The following is an 18,297-nucleotide window of genomic DNA, read 5'->3' on the forward strand; positions in this document are numbered from 1 at the left end:
AGGAACTCAGAATGTCCACACAACCGAAATCCACCCGTAAGTGGTGGGCGTTGGCGTTGATCGCCGCCGCTCAGTTCATGGTCATCATGGACACCTCCATCATCGGCGTCGCTCTCCCCCAGATGCAGAGCGATCTCGGCTTTTCCCAAGAAGGCCTGACCTGGGTCTTCAATGCGTACGTCATCGCGTTCGGCGGGCTACTCCTCCTCGGCGGCCGCCTGTCCGACCTGTTCGGCGCCCGCAGAGTGTTCTCCGCTGGTTGGCTGATCCTGCTGATCGGTTCCGTTGTCGCCGGTGCCGCCGGTAACGTCGCCGTCGAACTTGCGGGCCGCGCAGTTCAGGGTGCCGGTGCCGCACTCATCGCGCCGTCGGCGCTCACCTTGCTGATGATGCTGTTCGGCAGCACGCAGAAAGAGATGACCAAGGCGCTGTCCATCTACGGCGCTGCCGCCCCGGCCGGCGGTACGGCCGGCGTGTTCCTCGGCGGCGTCATCACCGAATACACCAGCTGGCCTTGGGTGTTTTACCTCAACATTCCCATCGCTGTCATCGCGCTGATCGCTACTCCCCTCCTGATGCCGAACGCACCGGCACGTACCGGGTCGATCGACTTCCTCGGCGCACTCGCTGTCACCGCAGGTCTTGCTGTCGGAGTCTTCGGCATCGTCAGAGCACCTGATGTTGGATGGGGATCCGGGCAGACGTGGCTGGCGCTCGCCGTTTCGGCCGCTCTGTTGGGTGCATTCGTGTTGATCCAGTCCAAGCGTCGGGAACCTCTGGTGCGTCTGGGAATCTTCAAGGCGCCCAACCTCGGTGCCGCGAACATCGCTCAGCTCGTCCTCGGCGCTGCCTGGATACCGATGTGGTTCTTCCTGAACCTGTACCTGCAGCAAGTGCTCGGATACAGCGCCTTCCCGGCCGGTGCGGCGCTGCTGCCGATGACGATCTTCGTCATGCTCGGCATGGTCGTCGTGGCACCACGGGCCATGGCACGCTTCGGTGCAAAAGCGATGATCGTGACCGGATTGCTTGTACTGGGAATCGGTTTGGGTTGGATGTCGTTGATCCGGCCCACCGGCAACTTCTGGGTCGACGTACTGCCGGCATCGCTCGTGGCTGCGGCAGGTATGACGCTGGCGTTCATTCCCTCACTCGGTACGGCGATTTCGGCTGCGCGCCCGGAAGAGGGCGGATTGGCTTCCGGCATCGTCAACGTCAGCTACCAGGTCGGCTCGGCTGTCGGCCTCGCGGTGATGACCGCGATCGCAGCAGTGTTCGGCGCTGATCAACTCGGTGACCTGACGGAGTTGACGAACGGTTTCTCCGCCGTGTTCCTCGGAGCAGCCGCCATAGCAGTGGTTGGCGCAGCAATCACCGCGATCGTGATGCGGTCGACCAAGGTCGACGATCCTCGACCCGTTCAATCCACCGTCAATTCTTGACCAACTCCGGTGGTGGGTTCGGCCGGCTGTCACCAGCCGAACCCACCACCGGCGGAACCACTTAGGACTCGTTATGTCGCGCCTTGCTTCTCTCACGCCCACCACCGCTGTCGGTGCATCGAAAGACCTTCTCGCCGAACTCGTCAACCGTCACGGACAGGTCGGTGACATGGTCGCGGCGATGGCTCATTCGCCCGCTGTGCTGGGCGGCTATCTGCAACTCAGCCGAGCAATGAAGCGAGCGAAACTGAGCCGCAAGATCACCGAGCGAATCTCTATCGCTGTGCAGGTCCAGCAAGGTTGCGCTGTTTGCCTCGAAGCCCACGTGGCCGCCGCGCACGCCAACGGCGTCGAGGCGGACGAGATCGAGCGTGCCCGCGCGGGCACCTCGGCCGATCCCGCCATCGCGGCAATGATCGACCTCGGGCTTCGCGTCTATCGGGAGCCTGCCTCGATTTCAGACGAACACATCACGGGCCTTCGAGCGCACGGCTACGGTGATCGCGAGATCGCCGACGTAGTCGTAATCGTCGCCCTCAATGTCCTGACCGGAGCTTTCAATCTTGTCGCGGGAGTGAAACCAAATGAACCGGATCGCTAACTCCGCACCGGAACGGAACAGCCTGCATCTGTTCTTGATTCGCGACTATCGCCTGCTCTTCAGCGCCCAGATCATCGCGCTGTTCGGCACCGGGTTGGCGACGGTTGCGCTGGGTCTACTCGCCTACGAACTCGCCGGACCGAGCGCCGGAGCCGTGCTGGCCACCGCGCTGACGATCAAGATGTCCCTGTACGTCGTGATCGCTCCACTCGCGGCGGCGTACGTAGACCGGTTGCCGAGACGGGCTTTCCTCGTTGTCCTCGACGCCATTCGCGCAGCGGTCGTGATCGCATTGCCCTTCGTCAGCGAGATCTGGCACATCTACGTGCTGGTGGGCGTTCTCCAAGCTGCGTCGGCAGCGTTCACTCCCACGTTCCAAGCGGTCATCCCTGACATCGTGACCGACGAGGCCGATTTCACCCGCGCGCTGTCGGCATCGCAGGTCGCTTACACGATGGAAAGCCTGCTCAGCCCTGTTCTTGCCGCAGTCGCTCTGTCCTTCATGACATTCAACCTGTTGTTCGTCGCCACCTCCGTGGGCTTTGCCGTCTCGGCACTGCTCGTGCTGGCCACCCGAATCCCCAACGCTCGCCGAAGTACTCACCGCAAGGCGTGGGATCGGATCGCGTCGGGGATGCGGATCTTCGTGACCACGCCGCGACTGCGCGGCATCATGGCACTCAATCTCGTGGTGGCAGCAGCCGGATCGATCGTGGTGGTCAACACCGTCAACTACGTCCGCGACGAGCTCGGTGGAACCCAATCCGACGTGGCGTGGATGCTTGCCGCGTCAGGCACCGGCACGTTGGTGACCGCGCTTCTTCTTCCACGCGTTCTCGACAGAACCGCTGAACGTACCGTGATGACAGCAGGTTCCGTTGTCCTGGTCGTCAGCGCCGGCGCGGCAGCAGCCCTCGCCGTGGCCGGTGTATTCACGTGGATGCTCACTGCCGCAGTGTGGGCGCTCGTCGGCGCCGGCATGGCCATGATCGTCACTCCGACCGGAAAAGTACTTCGGCGCTCCGTCGAACCCGCAGGCATACCGGAGGTGTTCGCAGCCCAGTTCTCCCTGTCGCACCTTGCCTGGCTTGTCACCTATCCGATCGCCGGATGGGTTGGTTCGAGCGCGGGATTTGCGGTCACCTGGAGCATCCTTGCAGCGCTTGCCGCAGTGGGAGCCGTTGCAGGATTTGCACTTTGGCCTCGGGAGACAGTTGCTGAATTGCCCGGACAGGCGACGTATGAAACCACGCGAGGCCAATGCACCTTGGCGGCAACCCAGTGCGCATGCGCTCGCACCGTCTGATGTCGACGGTCTGCCCGAACCTCGATTGGGCCTCAACGAAAGTGGTGGTGCAGCCATCGCCTGCACCACCACTTTTCGCTCAGCTCACGTCGGCATACTTCCTGGGATTTGCGTCGAACCGAGGACCACATCCCTTGCAGCAGAACCAGTACCGATTACCTTCGAAGTCACGAAACCCTCAACGTCGCTGGGCCCCTGACGCTTGTCGCAACTGCGATCGTCGGCCTCAACTCGTCGACGGCGTCGATCCTGAATGCCACGACTCCGATGTTCACCGTATTCGTCGCCGCTTTCTGGCTTCGACAAAAGATCACCTGGCGAAAACTCTCGGGGGTCGCGATCGGCATCGTCGGCGTCTCGGTGCTTGTCGGCGGAATTCCGTCAACGATCGACAGTCGCGCAATGCTGGCCATTGGCGCATCTGCGACCGCGGCGCTGCTGTACGCAGTCGGAGGTGTCTACGCACGAAAGTCGTTCCAGGACACTCCACCCCTGACGCTGGCCCTCGGCCAGCAACTTGCCGCGGTCGCCCTCTTGGTGCCGGTGTCCGCCGTCGCTCCCCCTCCGGGGCCCATAACCGTCGGCCCACTCATCGCCGTGGTAGCCCTGGGGCTGGGGGCTACCGCCGGTGGCTACCTGGTCTACTTCTGGATAATTCGTCAGGCAGGTCCAGTCGCGGCATCGGCCGTCACTCTTCTCGTTCCGATTTCGGCATCAGCCATCGGAGTGCTGTGGTTGAACGAGCCTGTTACCTTCGCGCTCGTCGGCGGGCTCGTCGTCATTCTTGCCGGAGTCGGCTTGCTCCTGGATCTTCCACCGACGCGAGATCCATCCCGCAGGGTTGCCCCGGGGCGGGCGGCTAGCGCGGACAAACGGCCGGTCAGCGGCTGATCGGAGCCGTCCAAAGTCCGACCAGCGCGTCGACGAGGTCGGTCGTGAAGTCCTCCCATGACGTGACCGCGTCCGGCCCCTCTTCGGCAAGCGTGCGCTCACGTTCGGCGAACATGTGCACGATCGCATTGCGTCCGATGTCCGCGCGGGCGCGTCGAACACTCATCGGCATGTCGGCCAGACAGTCAGAGAGTCCCCGAAGCGTCTCCTGCAGGGTGGGCGAGGCCAGTACCTCGTCGTAGACGATTTTCCGCAGGACCGGGTCGGTGAGAATCTGTGCACTGAACCGCGCGTACCAAGTCGGGCCACCCATTTCGGCGTAGTGATCGGTCGACGCCCGAACCAGACACGAAATCCAGTCACGAACGTTTGTGGACCCTTCGATCTCACACAGCAGTTCGCCACGCTTCTTCTCGACCTGCTGGGAATGCTTGTTCACGATCGCGCGGACCAGATCGGTCTTGGTCCCGAAGTGGTATCCGACGGCTGCATTGTTGCCCTGACCCGCCGCTTCACTCACCTGGCGGTTCGAAACCGCGAAGACACCGTGCTCGGCGAACAACTGCTCGGCGACGGCGAGAATGCGGTCTCGGGTTGCAGCAGAGCGCGCGGAATTTGCGGCGCCGCCGACGTCGGCCGACGCGTCCTCAGTCCTCGTAGTCATGGGCACCATCATCCTCGACCATCCGAAGCTGCTCGGCACCGGAGATATTCGTCACGATCGGAGGCACACCCTTCCGTTAAGTCAGTCACTTGATTTAACTTTAGTTCAATCAACTGACTTAAACCATTATTCGTTCTTCCTCCGATGGAGTTACCGCAATGTCGTCAACCACTTCTCCACCACCGACAACGCCGCCACAGACAACGAAGTCGCCAGCCACCACCGCAGTGGTGGCTGTTCTGGCGTTTTCCGGCATCGTCGTCTCGCTCATGCAGACGCTGGTCATCCCGATCATCCCGCATCTGCCCGAGTACCTGAACGCGCCGGCGTCCGATACCGCGTGGGCTGTGACCGCCACGCTGCTCGCCGCCGCCGTCGCCGTCCCGACCATGGGCCGCTTGGGCGACATGTTCGGCAAACGGCGTCTACTCCTGATCAGCATGGCGCTGTTGGTCACCGGTTCGGTGGTCGGAGCCCTCAGTTCGAGCGTTATCCCCCTCGTTGCCGGCCGAATCCTGCAAGGCCTTGCTGCCGGCGTCATTCCGCTGGGTATCAGTGTGATGCGCGATGTACTTCCGCCCAAGAAGCTCGCCGGCGCTGTTGCGATGATGAGCGCTTCGCTGGGAGTCGGTGGCGCTCTGGGGCTTCCGATCGCGGCTTTGATCGCCGAGTACGCCGACTGGCACGTCCTGTTCTGGGCGTCAGCCGTGCTCGGCGCTCTTGCGGCCGTTCTTGTTGTCGTCCTGGTCCCCGAATCGGCGGTTCGCACAGGTGGCACGTTCGACTTCGGTGGGGCAATCTCGCTCTCAGCCGCCCTCATCGCTCTACTACTGGCCATTTCCAAGGGTGGCGACTGGGGTTGGACGAGCACGCTCACGCTTTCCTTGTTCGGCGCCGCGATCCTGATATTCGGATTCTGGGCTTGGTGGGAACTACGCACCCCCAAGCCGCTGGTGGATCTACGCGTATCCATCCGCCGCCAGGTGCTCTTCACCAACCTCGCATCGATCGTGTTCGGATTCGCGATGTTCGCCGCCAGCATGGTCTTTCCCCAGGTAGTCCAGTTGCCTGAAGTCACTGGTTACGGCCTAGGCGGTTCGATGCTCACCGCAGGTCTGGTCATGGCTCCCTCCGGCATCATCATGATGCTGATCTCTCCGCTGTCCTCACGCATCACCAATTCGCACGGCCCCAAGGTGACGCTCATGCTCGGCGCCGTTGTCGTCGCAATCGGTTACGGCATCGGCATTTTCGCCATGCACTCGATTTGGGAACTGATCGTGATCGCAGTGATCATCGGCGCCGGTACCGGTATGGCTTACGGCGCGATGCCCGCTCTCATCATGGGGGCTGTTCCTCCGTCCGAGACCGGTGCAGCCAACAGCTTCAACACCCTGATGCGCTCCCTCGGTACCTCATTCGCCAGCGCCATCGCGGGTGTCGTCATCGCCCAGATGACCATGTCCATCGGTGGGGCAACGCTGCCGTCGGAGAACGCTTTCCGCGTCGTCATGGCCCTCGCTGCCGGATCCGCCGTCGTCGCACTCGTCCTGGCCGGTTTCCTCCCTCGGTTCAACAGCTCCAACTCCCGCAGGGAGATTGGTAGCCAGCACACCGATACGTCCCCGCCCTCCTCGAAGGAATCCGTTCCGACACACTGAGCCAGCGCGCAATACACACTGCGCTGTACACACAGCCCGGCCCCGGCGGAGTCCAACTCCGTCGGGGCCGACGCGTTTCACACATTTTGCTGTTGATACACCTGCGGACGACAGTTTCGTGACATGCTCCGTTGAGATGGGTGCTCGTTCGATACTCGGGGAAAGGATGCCGCGATCGCCGCTCCCCGTGCTGACGTAGCCCTTGCTGTCGCCGCCGCTGCCGTCCTGGGCATAGGCGTCGGTGTCCTTCTTGCCGATGTCGTCGCCGGCCTGGCTGCAGGTGCGGGTGCTGCAGTGGTATTTCGGTTTGCTCTTCGGATGATCAATACCCGAAAGTGAGCGTTTGCCGAGGGTCCTACTTCAGGACACGGATCGCCGAGCCCGGAAGGATTCCGCTCGACGGCGGGTAGATCGACGTTGCGCCGTTGAAGAACATGTGAGCGGGAGTCGTGGATACCGGCAGCAGGTCGATGTCGTTGAACAACGCGCGCTCACTTTCCTCCCAGACCTTGCAAGACTCGTCACCGGGAAGAAGCGAAGCCTCAGTGGACAATTCGATGTACTTCTTGTTGTCGAGGGAAGCGAAGTTCACTCCTTCAGGTTTGGGCGGGCCGGTGAAGTACTTGGCAAAGATGCTCGGCGTATCACTCCCCAGCGTCAAACCGATGGAAACGTCCCACGACGACAGGTCGGTGGTGCTGAATGTGTTGGCGATGACAAAACTGTAGTCGCCGCCGGTCAGTTTCACCTTCGCGCCCAGTCCTTCCCACTGTGTTGCCACGTATTCCGCGGCGGCAGAGTTCGTATCGCGTGAGTTGTTGAAAATCACGTTGAGGGCAAGCGGTCGACCGTCCTTCGTCAGGACGCCGTCGGCCCCCGCCTTCCAACCTGCGTCGGACAAGGTCTTCTTGGCTGCGTCGACGTCGAACTCGGGAATCGTTCCTTCAACACTGTTGTAGTCGCAGGCAAGGGGTTCCGAAACCGCGAGGGCACGTGCGCGGGTTCCTTTACCGCCGGTGGTGATCTCGGTGTAGTCGTCCAGGTCTACTGCCTGCACGAGGGCCTGCCGTACAGCACGGTCTGCCGTGGGTAGGGCCGCGAAATGATTGAAGATGAACTCGCCGGACAACGTGGTGTAGGTCTTCGAATCCAGACCCGCGGCCAAGACTCGTTCCTCGTCCGAACCGGTGACCGCTGCGGCATTCACTCCGCCTGTGAGAACAAGATTCGCCGTCGTACTGGGATCGGTGACAATCTTGATCGTCACTGTCTTCGGCACTCCGAGAGTGTCGGAAGTGGTCTCGCCGTTCGGACTCCAGGTGTAGCCGTCGCGGCGTTCCATCGTGATGTGATCGTTGGGAACAACTTCGGTGACCTTGAACAGACCCGTTCCGTTACTACTGGAACGGATACTGGCCGGGTCTTCGAGCGTCGCAGCGCACGGAAGCCGCAACGCGCCGATCCGAGAGAGCAGGAAGGGCGCTGGCTCGGCGGTAGTCACCGTCAGTTCGTCACCGTCCGCTGAGGCCGAAGTCGACATCGGCACAGTGGATCCGCGTAGCGGTGAAGCGTTTTCAGGATCCATGACCCAGTTGATGTCATCGGCCGCGGTCTGTGCGGTGAAGGAAGTGCCGTCGGCACAAGTGATGCCCTTCTTGAGCACGAACTTCAGCGTGTTCCCTTCTTCACTCCAGCTCTCCGCCAGATAGGGACGCACAGTGCGTGTTTGCGCGTCGATGTCGATCAACGAATCGTACGAGTACGCGTTCACGATCTGAGTCGACGTAAGGTTGGTGATCAGAGGGTGCAGATTTCCGGGATCGGCGTTGATGACAGTCGTGAAACTGCCGTCCTTTGCATACTCACCGACTGAACCTTCGGGACTGGATGCGCCGCCACACCCGGCCAGGGTGAAAACGCCAACGCTGATAACTGCTGTCGCGGAGACAGAACGGGCTTTCATACGAGCCGCCATCTACTAGGAGTTGCCATGGCGACAATCGTGCGGGATTGACGTGGTCTGTATCTCGTTGAAGTTCCCCATACAGTCGGCCGTACTCTGTTCGATTGTCACTATCGACCGGGCAAGCGCAGACGCTAAGTACGACGCTGCCGTTGACGGTGATTCGCGACGTTGATTCGGTTGCCGCACAACGCCGGCATGCAGTATCGGCGTCGCCCTCCCCTGCTCGTATCGACAAACACCCCGTTGCACGTCGGCGATGCGCATGGACGGAATCGTTCGTACCCCAATGTGCGCAGAGTCCCCAGCAACGAGTATCCGATCAACAACGTGAGTTCACCCGCGAGATCGATTGTGTTGTCCGGTACTGCATTCCACCGATAGCCGTTCTGGGAATCTGGCGTAAGTCGAACGTGATGCGGGACGGCCTGGAGAAGTTGATGAGTGCGATCGACTAGTTCGCCGGCAGTCGGAGCATCGAGAACCGAACGAATTTCCTCTCTGAGCCCCTGAACGTCCGCAAGTTCACCGCTGGTCGGCCCGCGTCCGTTGGTGAGCGCATCCGGCGAGAGTCCATGTTCGTCCAGTAGATCGTGAAGCGTCTGGGAGTCTGGCAACGCGTCACCAGCCTCCACCCACACTCGGGGTGAGGTGTTGACCAGGTCCGTCGCAAACGACGCACCGGATACGTAATCGTCTAAAACTACTTGCATCCCTTACCTCCCTGCTTTACCGTAATTGAATAACCTAACTTTACACCTTACGGAGGCGGCGGGATGGAACACTGCGCAGACCACGGACTGCCCGAGATACTCCTCGACACCCACAACCGATTACGCCGCGCCGGCACCGTGGCGTCGGGGACACCCGTCGTTGCAGCCGATCTCTACTGGTCGATCGGAGCGCTCGCCCAATGCCTGACCGCGATGGACGAGGTCATTTCACAACTGGGAATCAACGCCCGAAAGCAGTTGCGAGCTGGAAAGTTCGATGTCGAGAGCGGACCGTTCGAAGGACAACCCGACGCTGCCCTGCTCACCGCAGTTCTTGCGCTCGCCCGAGCATCGAGCAGTTGTAAACCAGTTCAGACGGCAATCGGCAATGCCCAGATCGCGGTGAGCGATCTCGTCGTCTCAAGGCCCACCAGCGCTTGACGCCCGCGCTCGCAGCCTGTCCCAATAGAGACTGTATGGTTGGTTTTCAGGCAGCCATCGAGAGCATCGACCAGCAGGAACCGGGTTATCACTGTGAGTGCAGGAACATCGACAATCTACGAGGACCGAACCGTCCGGATCGACGATCAGGGCGTCACGATCCGCCACTACTACTTCCCGTTTGTCAGCAAGTTCGTCCCGTACTCGCAGATCGAATCCGTCGACCTCGGAGTCATGTCATGGCTGAGCGGACGCCTACGAATCTGGGGAACAACAGATTTCAGCTCGTGGTACAGCCTGGATCTTTCACGCCCGTGGAAGGAGACCGCGGTGGTACTCACTCTCGCCGGCCACGGATCGCCTTCGTTCAGCCCCAAGGACGCCGATCGCGTCGAGACCGAAATCCGCAGTCGCATCGGATCACACGCCGCGAACTGACTAGCGGAACTCGGATTCGACGGTGACGATCTCACTCCAGTCGGTTCGATCGAACAACCGCGCCAGCGCAGTGAACAGAACTTCCGGGTCGACGACGCTCTCGGGTGAGTGCACACCGATCCGATCCGAAATCGTTCCGTCGGCGAGCCGGGACACCACCTGAGCAAGGCCGAGCGCCAAGGGGATTCCGGTTGAACCGGCCATGTCCGACAGCAACTCCGACACCGGTGAATCGTCTGCAACCCGGGCCACGACGCGCATCGCTCTTCCGTCGAACATTCCTGTCGCCGAGGCGAAGAACAACGGCAGGGATCCGTGGCCGGCGCGCGTGAGCATTCGAGGCGCAGCACGGATCATCCGTCCGAGCGAAGGCTTGCCCAATTCTTCGGCGGCCGAGTCGAGATCGATTCTCCCCTTGTCGATGTCGGCGCGGAGAACGTCGAGAAACGCCACGGTTTCCGGTGTGATGACCATCAGATTTGCCGAATGCCCCGCAGGATTGATGGTCCGATGAAACATCACCGGCTCCGGATGCCCGACCACGTAAGCGTTCCCCCGACGTCCGCCGGGCAGTTCGAGTGCGATGGAACGCAACGGTTCTTCGTTGACGATTCGCCCCGCACGAACCACCGGAACCTGGCCGCTGATCTGTTGCATCCAGTGAACGGCGGCTGCACTCAATGTGTCCACCGACTCGTCCTCGCCCTCGACATCAACCGGCCAGGCTGTATACAGATCGTCGACCACGTCCAATCGCGAGACTGCCATCGCGGCCAGGAGGTTACTCATCCCGGGACTTGCGCCCATGCCGACTACCGCACAGATTCCGGCTCCCCTCGCGGCACAGTCCAATTCCAGCATGTCGACGGCCGGCTCCCAGTCGTCGCAGATGTCGAGATAGTGAGTCCCGGTCTCGATCGCTGCCTGGAGAATGCCGACGCCGAAACGGAAGAACGGTCCGACCGTATTGACGACCACGTCTGCGCCGTCAAGCAATTCACGTAGCGTGCGACCGTCCGTGACGTCGATGCTGCGCGCCTCGACTTCCGCTGACGCCTGCGCCAGTTCAACTGAAAGACGCTTCGCAGCATCGATATCGCGATCCGCGACTACTACCTTGCCGATTCCCGGCAATGTTGCGGCCAGACGAACTGCTGCCGAGCCCATGGCACCGGCACCACCCAGTGCGACAACCGTGATTCCGTCAGCCATGAATTCCCTCCAAAAATGCAGTCTGATCCGCTAGATAGCCGGGAGCGAAGATCGAACGGGGAGCAAGAACGGCCACCAGAGCCGACATCAATTCCGAGTCTTCGAGGTCCTTCTCCACAATCGAGTGAGTGGCGTCGGGGTACTTCTTGACCACCAGTTGCCCTGGCGAGTCGAGTAATTCGCGGTACGCCCTTTCGGTATCAGCCACGTCGACGTTGACGTCTTGTCCGCCGATGATCAAGAGCACCGGAACCTTCACGGTTTCGAGATCGGCTCGCGCATCCGAGAGGTAGTTCTTTCGGATGAAGTTCCACCGGTCTTCGGTGAGACCGTCGGCCTCGCCGGAGGCCACGAGATCGTCGAACGATGCATCACGGGCCAACTGATCCAAGTTCTTCGCACGATCGACCCGCGCTTTCTCGAACTCGTCGGCCGACGCATTTCTCTCGGAAAGTTCGGCTAGGGTATTGAATTCGCCTTGTTGGAGCCAGTTGATCGCGGGACCCACGGCAATGACGAACGCTACGTCCGGGTCGAGGTTCACCACCTTGGGCATCACCCACCCTGCCTGGCTTGCACCCCACAGACCGATCCGAGACGGATCGATATCCGAACGTCCCCGCGCCCACTCGATTGCCGCTTCCGTTTCTGCCGCGCGATCGTCCATGCTCTGGTCGAGCCAATTGCCCGGTGCCCCATTCACCCCCGGCTTGTCCCAGGAGAGTGACGCGTACCCCGCCTTTGCGAACGCCTCCCACACCGGTCGATAGAACGTCTCATGTGTTGCATCGACCGGGCCGTCTCCGTGGACGAAAACCACGAGCCCGAAGGGACCGTCACCGTGTTCGGGCAGTGCAAGGACTCCCTGGAGCGGCACCGATCCCCCGGTGATCGTCACTTTTTCCTCACGGATGTCATAGGTGTTCTGGTACAGCGTCCAGCCCACCAGAGTCGCGATCAGAACAACGACCACCGCCAGGGAAGTAACCATCCACCTGCGTAAACGAGGCTTACTCTTGCCCTCGCTCATCGATTCCGCTGCCATCTTCCCGCCCTAACGTACGAATTTGAAACGATCGTATTGCATTCGATAGTACAGTTGTGGGCGAAGATGTCGAGAAGCGAGGAAAGGACATGGCGATGACCGACAGGGACGTCGATGTACCCACGAGGATCTTGATCGAGGGACTACTGCGCACGGACGGAACTGTCGACGGGCACACCCTCTATGCCACCGCCGACGCCCTCGGCAAAACTGATCAACAGGTTCGGCTGTGCATCAAGCGGTTGGTCACCGAGGGGAAGTTCACTCAGGAAGGTCGCGGGCGACAGGCCACGCTACGAGCAACGCCGAAAGCCCTGCGCGAGATGGAACCCGACGTCGAATTCGTTCGGCTGGCCTATCGACAAGACCGCGACACTGTGACGCCGTGGGACGGGTACTGGCACCTGGCCGGATTCGCAATTCCGGAGTCGTCACGGAAAGGGCGAGATGCGCTGCGCACCAGGGTCGTTTACCTCGGCGGCGCGCTCGTCCAGGGCGGTCTGTACGTCTCGCCGCACGCCTGGGAACCGTATATTCGCGATGCGGCCGCCGAACTCGACGTCGAACAGCACCTGTCTTCTCTCACCACTCGAGATCTGAAAGTGGGCACTCTCGAAGACCCCGTGAAGATTGCCGCGCAGTTGTGGCCACTGGACCAGATCGCTGACGGATACGAACGGCTACTCGACGTAGCGACCGCACGCCTGCACAAACTGCAGAACAGTCCGGGTACCGATGCTGTCACGATGACCATCGAACTCGCGGCGGAATTCACGCGAGCCATGGAACCGGATCCGCTGTTGCCGCCGGAACTACTGCCCACCAACTGGATCGGCACGAGGGCTCGGTCGATCACTGCGCAGTGCTGGACGCTTCTGGCACAGGTGGACGGTGCCGACGAATTACCGTCGCTGTTCCACCTGTACGCAGATGCAATCGGTGACGATCAGGACGCAAGCGTGCGCTGACGGGGCGGCAGTCCGAAACGCCCGAGAACCTCGTCGACTGCGGTGGACGGTGTGACAAGTCCGCGATCCTGAAGCCACGGAATGGTGCTGTCCACCAGATGCTCGAGCGTGCGAGGCAATGCGAGAGGCAGCAACGTAACGCCGTCGGCGACCTCCGCAGCTCGGATATCGGCGATCAAACTGCCGAGACCGGAAGGCGTTCCGACGTAATGAAGCGAAACGGGAACCCGCGGCGAGGTCAACGCGCTGTCCAACTGCGCAAGCTCCTTACGAGCGGAGCGAGCCTCCGGCGCGATCAGAATCTCGAGATCGACCAGCACTGCGACGCTGTCGGGATCGCGTCCTTCTTCGGCGACGGCAGCGCGTATCCGTGCGCGTTCGAGCTGTGCCTCACGCAGATCCGCAGCGCGAATCCGAACCACATTGGTAGGGAATGAAGCCAAATCGAGAGCCTTTTCACCCTCGGTGAGGTCCACCCAGTAGTCGCCGCCGATGATGGGCAGGTTGCCGGGTGCGCCCTCAGCGGCCGGATGGTGACCGGATCCGGTCAACTCGACCGCTACGTGCAGAGAATGCGAAGCGAGTGAAGACATGTGAGACCTCCGAAAATCAGAAAAGTATGGGATGAGCGAGACGAATCGTCAGCTCGAACACATTCCTGAAGAGGTGCGGCACAGATCGACATGGCGACGGCACCACTGACCGAGAGTGATGCTCACTCTCGAAGGGGTGGCGGGAAAATCCGCTGGTGCCATGGCTGCCATGCTAGTTGTCCGTTCGAGTTTTCGGGGACCGAGCTCAGCTCAGACGCACTCGGCTGCGCCGGCATTGTCGTCTGCGGCTCCGAGGAAGGGGCGGGTCTCGGGCACAGGGTTCCACGCACCTGCCGTCTTCGCGTACTTCCAATCACGCTGATTCGAAACCAGGATGTTCACGGCGTCGACCAACCGCGTCACGTCGTCCGAGCTGCTACCGAGGCCGAGGCTGGCGCGAACTGCACCGCCGGAGAGGCCGAGGCGCGCGAGAACCGGATGTGCGCAGAAGCGACCGTCGCGAACTCCGATGCCGTGCTCGGCGGAGAGGAATGCGGCGATCTCGCCCGCTTCGAATCCGTCAACGGTGAAGGTGACGATTCCGACGGCGTCGGGAGCGTCGTTCCACAGTCGCACGAGTGAGACGCCCTCGATGGCGGACAAGCCGTCAGTGAGCTGGGCGGTGAGCGCCTTCTCATGCTCGGCGATCACGTCGAAGTCCAGGGCGTGCAGGGTTTCGCAGGCGGTCGCGATGGCTGCCGCACCGAGCACGTTGGGGGAACCCGCCTCGTGGCGTGCGGGCGCGCAAGCCCACTCGGTGGATTCGATGGTCACCTCACGCACGGCGCCGCCGCCGGCGAGGTACGGCTGAGCTTCGTCGAGCCAGTCACGGCGGCCGACGAGAACGCCGGCGCCGAAGGGCGCGTACAGCTTGTGGCCCGAGAACGCTACGTAGTCGACGCCGCATTCCTGCAGGTCGATGCGACGGTGGGGAGCCAACTGAGCAGCGTCGACGAGGATACGTGCGCCGCAACGGTGAGCGATGTCAGCCAAACGTGCAATCGGCAGGATCTCACCGGTCACGTTGGAGGCCCCGGTGATTGCGAGCAGCGCGGCAGGCTTGGTGCACAGTTCACCGATCAGACGCTCGATCGTTTCTTCGATGGTGTCTGCGGCGGTGACGATACGAGCGTCGTTCCACGGCAACAGGTTTGCGTGATGCTCGACGTCGAGGACGACGGTGCTGCCGGGGACGCACTGCGCAAGCAGGTTCAGCGAATCGGTGGTGTTCCGGGTGAAGACGACAACCTGATCGTTGGCACAGTTCACGAAACGAGCAACGGATTCACGAGCGTTCTCGTAGGTGAGCGTGGAGATCCGGGACGCGTAGCCGGCACCGCGGTGGACGCTGGCGTACGTGGGCAACAATTCGGCGATACGGTCGGTGACCTGGGCCAATGCCGGCGCGCTGGCCGCGTAGTCGAAGTTGGCGTAGGAGCATTCGCCGCCCTGAACCAATGGAACCTGCAGGTCGGCACCCGAAACCTTGGCAATCGCGGTGGTGCAGCAGGTGTCGGCACTCAATACAGCAGTCATCGAAGACAATCCTCACGTTCAAGGACTCGTTCGTCGGGAGATGGCCCCGGAAGAGTCCGCGCTTGCCGCATTCGTTTTCGAACGCAGCCGGGTCGTCACCCGGAGCACCCCACCGCGGAGGAGGGTTGCCGACCAGCAAGCCGGGGCTGAACACTGGTACTCGTGACCTGGCAACGAGGATGGCAGGAACCTCCCGCGCTTGTCAAGACGAAGCTGCGAAGACCGTCGTCACGGCGCGATCGTCCGGCAGGCGAGGTGGAGCGCAAGCCTGGTTTCCGGATCGGCCAGATCGACCGAGAGAAGGCGCTGAATTCTATCGATCCGACTCGATACGGTGTTGCGGTGCAAGCCCATTCGGGTTGCGGTGTGAGCCAGAGACGATTCTTCGTCGAGGTACGTCGACAGAGTCTCGAGCAACTCTCCATTGGAATCGCGTAGCGGTGCGAGCAATGCCGCGGCCGCAGGCTGGAAGGTGTCGGTTCGCGTCCACGCCAGCAGCAACTGCGCCAGCCCGAGGCGGTCCACGTGCAGGAATCGACCTGTTTGAGATCGGGAACCGGCGAGCCGAGCGGCATCCCCGGCCTCCGACAGGGACGAACCGATTCCAGCCGGACCGTCGTGTGCGCGTCCCACACCTACCCAGGTCTCCATCGTGGGTTCCAACCTGGCCTGAGCTGCACGGATACACTCGGCGATCCTGGTGATCGCCTCCGGTCGCGGCTCGCCTGGCAGAGTCGTCCACGCCGCCCAGCCGTCAGCCTGTTCCACGACATTGGCGTCGATTCCCTCGGCGGCGAGAGCATCTGCAACCTCGCTGCGTCTTGCCACCAGGTCGACCTCACCGACCGCCAGGACTTTGATGCCGATGTGCCATCCGTCCAGCATCCAACCCGCGTCGAGTGCGCGCCGGAGCAGTCCGGGTGTGGCGTCTGCTGACGTGTCGATCAGTTCACCGAGCAACGCGCTACGCCGGCGCGCTTCACGCTCGTCGACCATGCGCGCAACGGCCAGTCGGTGCCCGGCAGCCAACGAGGCCACGTCGAGAACCACTGAGAGAGAAGCCTCTTCGACGCTTTGACGCACCGGGAGCAGCACCGCCAGCCAGGGCTCTCGGGCTGCGCCGGACATCACCGGGCACGCAATCAGGACCCCGCCGGAGTCCAATTCGACCGTGGTGGGCGCCCCGCGACCCGACAACATACCGGCAGCTGCTCGATCAGCGTCTGACAACAGGTCGGCGCCGGTCATCGGACGTCCGGACGTGTCCAGGAGAAAGAATGAACGCTGAAAGGTGTTCAGTAGCACCGACAGAAGATTCTCGACGCTTCCTCCGGCTCGTTGGCCCGCGTGTGTCGCCCGCAGTACTGCGTCGGCCATCACCGCCCGCGAATTCGAGAGAAGATCACGAAGATCCACGCTGAACTGCCACGGGTCGGATACTCCGAGCACCACCAGTCCGAGCCGATCGGCAAGCAACGAGAGATTCGCATCCTCCGCCGCAGCGCTGTGCACAGCGACCACCTGGCAGCCGGTCGCCGCTGTGCGCCGAAGGAGAGCGTCGAATCTCCACTCCCCGATGTCGATTCGATCGAGAATCACCAGAACTGATCCTGAACTCGCCGCACCCGACACGGCCTCGGCCGACTGTGCCGATTCCCCGGTGAGTGCTCCCACTGTCGTCACGACGGGATCACCCTCCCCGGCAAGTCGATACAGCCCGACAAAGGCCGGGTTGTTCAGCAACGCCGAAACACTCGCGCTCATCGCGCCTCCATCAGCACTGCGTCGTGGTCGATCCCGAATGCCCGCGGGCCGACAACTTTCAATCTGCCCACTTCGTCCGCCCACCACTGTGGACCGGGAAGAACCAACACGGCCACATCGTGCCCCTGGTGCACGGATTCACACGAGACGAAGGCGCCGGTCCGCACGTCGAGCAACGTCACGATGTCCGGGCACGTTGCAATCATCTCGCCGTCCAACGCGACGGTCAGGAACTCACTCTCGAATTCGACTCGTATCACCGCAGAATCGTGTTCGAGAATCACGCTGCCCCGACGATCGCCGGTGTCCGGACGACTACGACGGACCGCACGCACCCGGCCAGTCCCCATTACCAGGGCCCCGGAGCTCTCCGCGATCTCCTGCCAACTGCCCAGGGCCCCGATGTGCTGACCCAGTTCGTGTGCTCGGGAGAGAGTTCCCGGAATGCACGCCTCCTGCACCGTCCGCGCATCGATCGACGCGATCGCTAGAGCGCCCCAACCGCTGGTTCTCCCGATCAACGACCGCACTGCTACCTCGGCGCCGAGCACATCCACTCCGTCGACGACGGTAATGAGGCCGCCGGGCTGGGCGAGTGTGACCGGGCACAATTCCAACCCGGCTGCGGCGAGAGAGAAGTGATCGAGCCGCGGCATCGCTCGACCCAGCAGGTCCGCGTCGACCACGGGAATTCCCAACGCCAACGCCGCCGAAATGCCGGAGAGAGCGTTGAGTCCACCGCCTTCGAAAGTCATCACCGCGGTCGGACGCTTCCCGGTCCAGCGCGTCAAAGCTGCTGCAGTATCTGCAAACTCACGCCCGGAGGGCAATTGCTCCTCCAAGGCCAGGGCCGATCCGACGATTCCCACCGGCATCACCAATGCCTCCTCCGGCAACTGGTCCGGCGCGATGACCTCCACCGAAGTAGACGTCATCAGTGGACGCAGCAATTCCACGAACAAGCGTGGATCGCCGCCCCCGCCGCAGCCCAGGACCACCGCCCCCGCTGCGATCGCGTCGAGGTCGGCCTCCCGGACCGCGTGCAGCCTGCTCACGGCT

Annotated in this window: 17 protein-coding genes, 1 pseudogene and 1 riboswitch; of the genes and pseudogenes, 8 read left to right on the plus strand and 10 right to left on the minus strand. The window is 62.2% G+C overall.

Translation table 11 applies throughout. The annotated features are described in order from the left end of the window. Positions 1–11 precede the first annotated feature (11 nt). From ACN50D_RS14700 to ACN50D_RS14710, 3 genes are all read left to right on the plus strand, one after another. Complete coding sequence (locus ACN50D_RS14700) at positions 12–1,442, plus strand: MFS transporter (protein WP_041814608.1); 1,431 nt, start codon at positions 12–14, stop codon at positions 1,440–1,442. A gap of 73 nt (positions 1,443–1,515) precedes the next feature. Further along, on the plus strand, positions 1,516–2,043 hold the full coding sequence (locus ACN50D_RS14705; RefSeq protein WP_211921367.1) for a carboxymuconolactone decarboxylase family protein: 528 nt from the start codon (positions 1,516–1,518) through the stop codon (positions 2,041–2,043). After that, complete coding sequence (locus ACN50D_RS14710) at positions 2,027–3,349, plus strand: MFS transporter (RefSeq protein ID WP_211921365.1); 1,323 nt, start codon at positions 2,027–2,029, stop codon at positions 3,347–3,349. Before ACN50D_RS14705 ends, ACN50D_RS14710 begins: the two co-directional genes overlap by 17 nt. 79 nt (positions 3,350–3,428) lie before the next feature. Here the strand turns inward: ACN50D_RS14710 and ACN50D_RS14715 are convergent. Further along, positions 3,429–3,482, minus strand: a pseudogene (locus tag ACN50D_RS14715) (hypothetical protein); the annotation flags it as partial. Here ACN50D_RS14715 and ACN50D_RS14720 point away from each other — a divergent pair. Continuing rightward, positions 3,479–4,240: a DMT family transporter gene (locus tag ACN50D_RS14720; RefSeq protein ID WP_307850489.1), complete on the plus strand. Its 762-nt coding sequence runs from the start codon at positions 3,479–3,481 to the stop codon at positions 4,238–4,240. The pseudogene ACN50D_RS14715 and the gene ACN50D_RS14720 sit on opposite strands and share 4 nt — an antisense overlap. Here ACN50D_RS14720 and ACN50D_RS14725 read toward each other — a convergent pair. Beyond that, positions 4,230–4,904, minus strand: coding sequence for a TetR/AcrR family transcriptional regulator (locus ACN50D_RS14725; RefSeq protein ID WP_007727120.1), 675 nt, complete (start codon positions 4,902–4,904; stop codon positions 4,230–4,232). The genes ACN50D_RS14720 and ACN50D_RS14725 overlap by 11 nt on opposite strands. Positions 4,905–5,062: 158 nt before the next feature. On the opposite strand from ACN50D_RS14725, the gene ACN50D_RS14730 reads away from it, so the two are divergent. After that, complete coding sequence (locus ACN50D_RS14730) at positions 5,063–6,565, plus strand: MFS transporter (RefSeq protein WP_211921363.1); 1,503 nt, start codon at positions 5,063–5,065, stop codon at positions 6,563–6,565. 355 nt (positions 6,566–6,920) lie between these two features. Here ACN50D_RS14730 and ACN50D_RS14735 read toward each other — a convergent pair whose 3' ends face one another. Both ACN50D_RS14735 and ACN50D_RS14740 read right to left on the minus strand, forming a co-directional pair. Beyond that, the gene (locus tag ACN50D_RS14735) at positions 6,921–8,528 is read right to left on the minus strand and encodes an ABC transporter substrate-binding protein (RefSeq protein ID WP_211921361.1); all 1,608 of its coding nucleotides are present in this window, start codon (positions 8,526–8,528) and stop codon (positions 6,921–6,923) included. A 134-nt stretch (positions 8,529–8,662) separates the two neighbouring features. Beyond that, positions 8,663–9,241 (minus strand): CGNR zinc finger domain-containing protein, encoded by a 579-nt coding sequence (locus tag ACN50D_RS14740; protein WP_050655927.1) that lies wholly within the window; start codon positions 9,239–9,241, stop codon positions 8,663–8,665. A gap of 63 nt (positions 9,242–9,304) precedes the next feature. On the opposite strand from ACN50D_RS14740, the gene ACN50D_RS14745 reads away from it, so the two are divergent. Continuing rightward, entirely contained in the window at positions 9,305–9,682 is a 378-nt protein-coding gene (locus tag ACN50D_RS14745) for a hypothetical protein (protein ID WP_211921359.1), read from the plus strand. Between the two features lie 93 nt (positions 9,683–9,775). Continuing rightward, positions 9,776–10,120 carry a hypothetical protein gene (locus ACN50D_RS14750; protein ID WP_042922749.1) on the plus strand — a complete coding sequence of 115 codons (345 nt, stop codon included), beginning with the start codon at positions 9,776–9,778 and terminating at the stop codon, positions 10,118–10,120. Here the strand turns inward: ACN50D_RS14750 and ACN50D_RS14755 are convergent, their stop codons facing one another. Together ACN50D_RS14755 and ACN50D_RS14760 are read right to left on the minus strand one after the other, a co-directional pair. After that, a complete protein-coding gene (locus ACN50D_RS14755) occupies positions 10,121–11,332 on the minus strand; it encodes a saccharopine dehydrogenase family protein (protein ID WP_211921357.1) in 1,212 nt (403 codons plus the stop codon). Beyond that, entirely contained in the window at positions 11,325–12,323 is a 999-nt protein-coding gene (locus tag ACN50D_RS14760; RefSeq protein WP_211921355.1) for an alpha/beta hydrolase family protein, read from the minus strand. Before ACN50D_RS14760 ends, ACN50D_RS14755 begins: the two co-directional genes overlap by 8 nt. 143 nt (positions 12,324–12,466) lie before the next feature. Between ACN50D_RS14760 and ACN50D_RS14765 the strand changes: the two genes are divergently transcribed. Beyond that, positions 12,467–13,345, plus strand: coding sequence for a DNA-binding transcriptional regulator (locus ACN50D_RS14765; protein ID WP_054187927.1), 879 nt, complete (start codon positions 12,467–12,469; stop codon positions 13,343–13,345). Here ACN50D_RS14765 and ACN50D_RS14770 read toward each other — a convergent pair. The 4 genes from ACN50D_RS14770 to ACN50D_RS14785 form a co-directional block, all read right to left on the minus strand. After that, positions 13,324–13,938, minus strand: a complete 615-nt coding sequence (locus ACN50D_RS14770) for a hypothetical protein (protein WP_003941149.1) — start codon at positions 13,936–13,938, stop codon at positions 13,324–13,326. The two genes, ACN50D_RS14765 and ACN50D_RS14770, sit on opposite strands and share 22 nt — an antisense overlap. Positions 13,939–14,148: 210 nt before the next feature. Next, positions 14,149–15,474, minus strand: a complete 1,326-nt coding sequence (locus tag ACN50D_RS14775; protein ID WP_047269698.1) for an aminotransferase class V-fold PLP-dependent enzyme — start codon at positions 15,472–15,474, stop codon at positions 14,149–14,151. Between the two features lie 53 nt (positions 15,475–15,527). Beyond that, positions 15,528–15,642, minus strand: a riboswitch (SAM riboswitch). 60 nt (positions 15,643–15,702) lie between these two features. Continuing rightward, on the minus strand, positions 15,703–17,238 hold the full coding sequence (locus tag ACN50D_RS14780; protein WP_047269699.1) for a PucR family transcriptional regulator: 1,536 nt from the start codon (positions 17,236–17,238) through the stop codon (positions 15,703–15,705). Then, positions 17,235–18,293 carry a DUF917 domain-containing protein gene (locus ACN50D_RS14785; RefSeq protein ID WP_211921353.1) on the minus strand — a complete coding sequence of 353 codons (1,059 nt, stop codon included), beginning with the start codon at positions 18,291–18,293 and terminating at the stop codon, positions 17,235–17,237. Before ACN50D_RS14785 ends, ACN50D_RS14780 begins: the two co-directional genes overlap by 4 nt. Positions 18,294–18,297 lie beyond the last annotated feature (4 nt).

Source organism: Rhodococcus sp. SB1D (genome assembly GCF_048573875.1).
Classification (GTDB): domain Bacteria; phylum Actinomycetota; class Actinomycetes; order Mycobacteriales; family Mycobacteriaceae; genus Rhodococcus_F; species Rhodococcus_F qingshengii.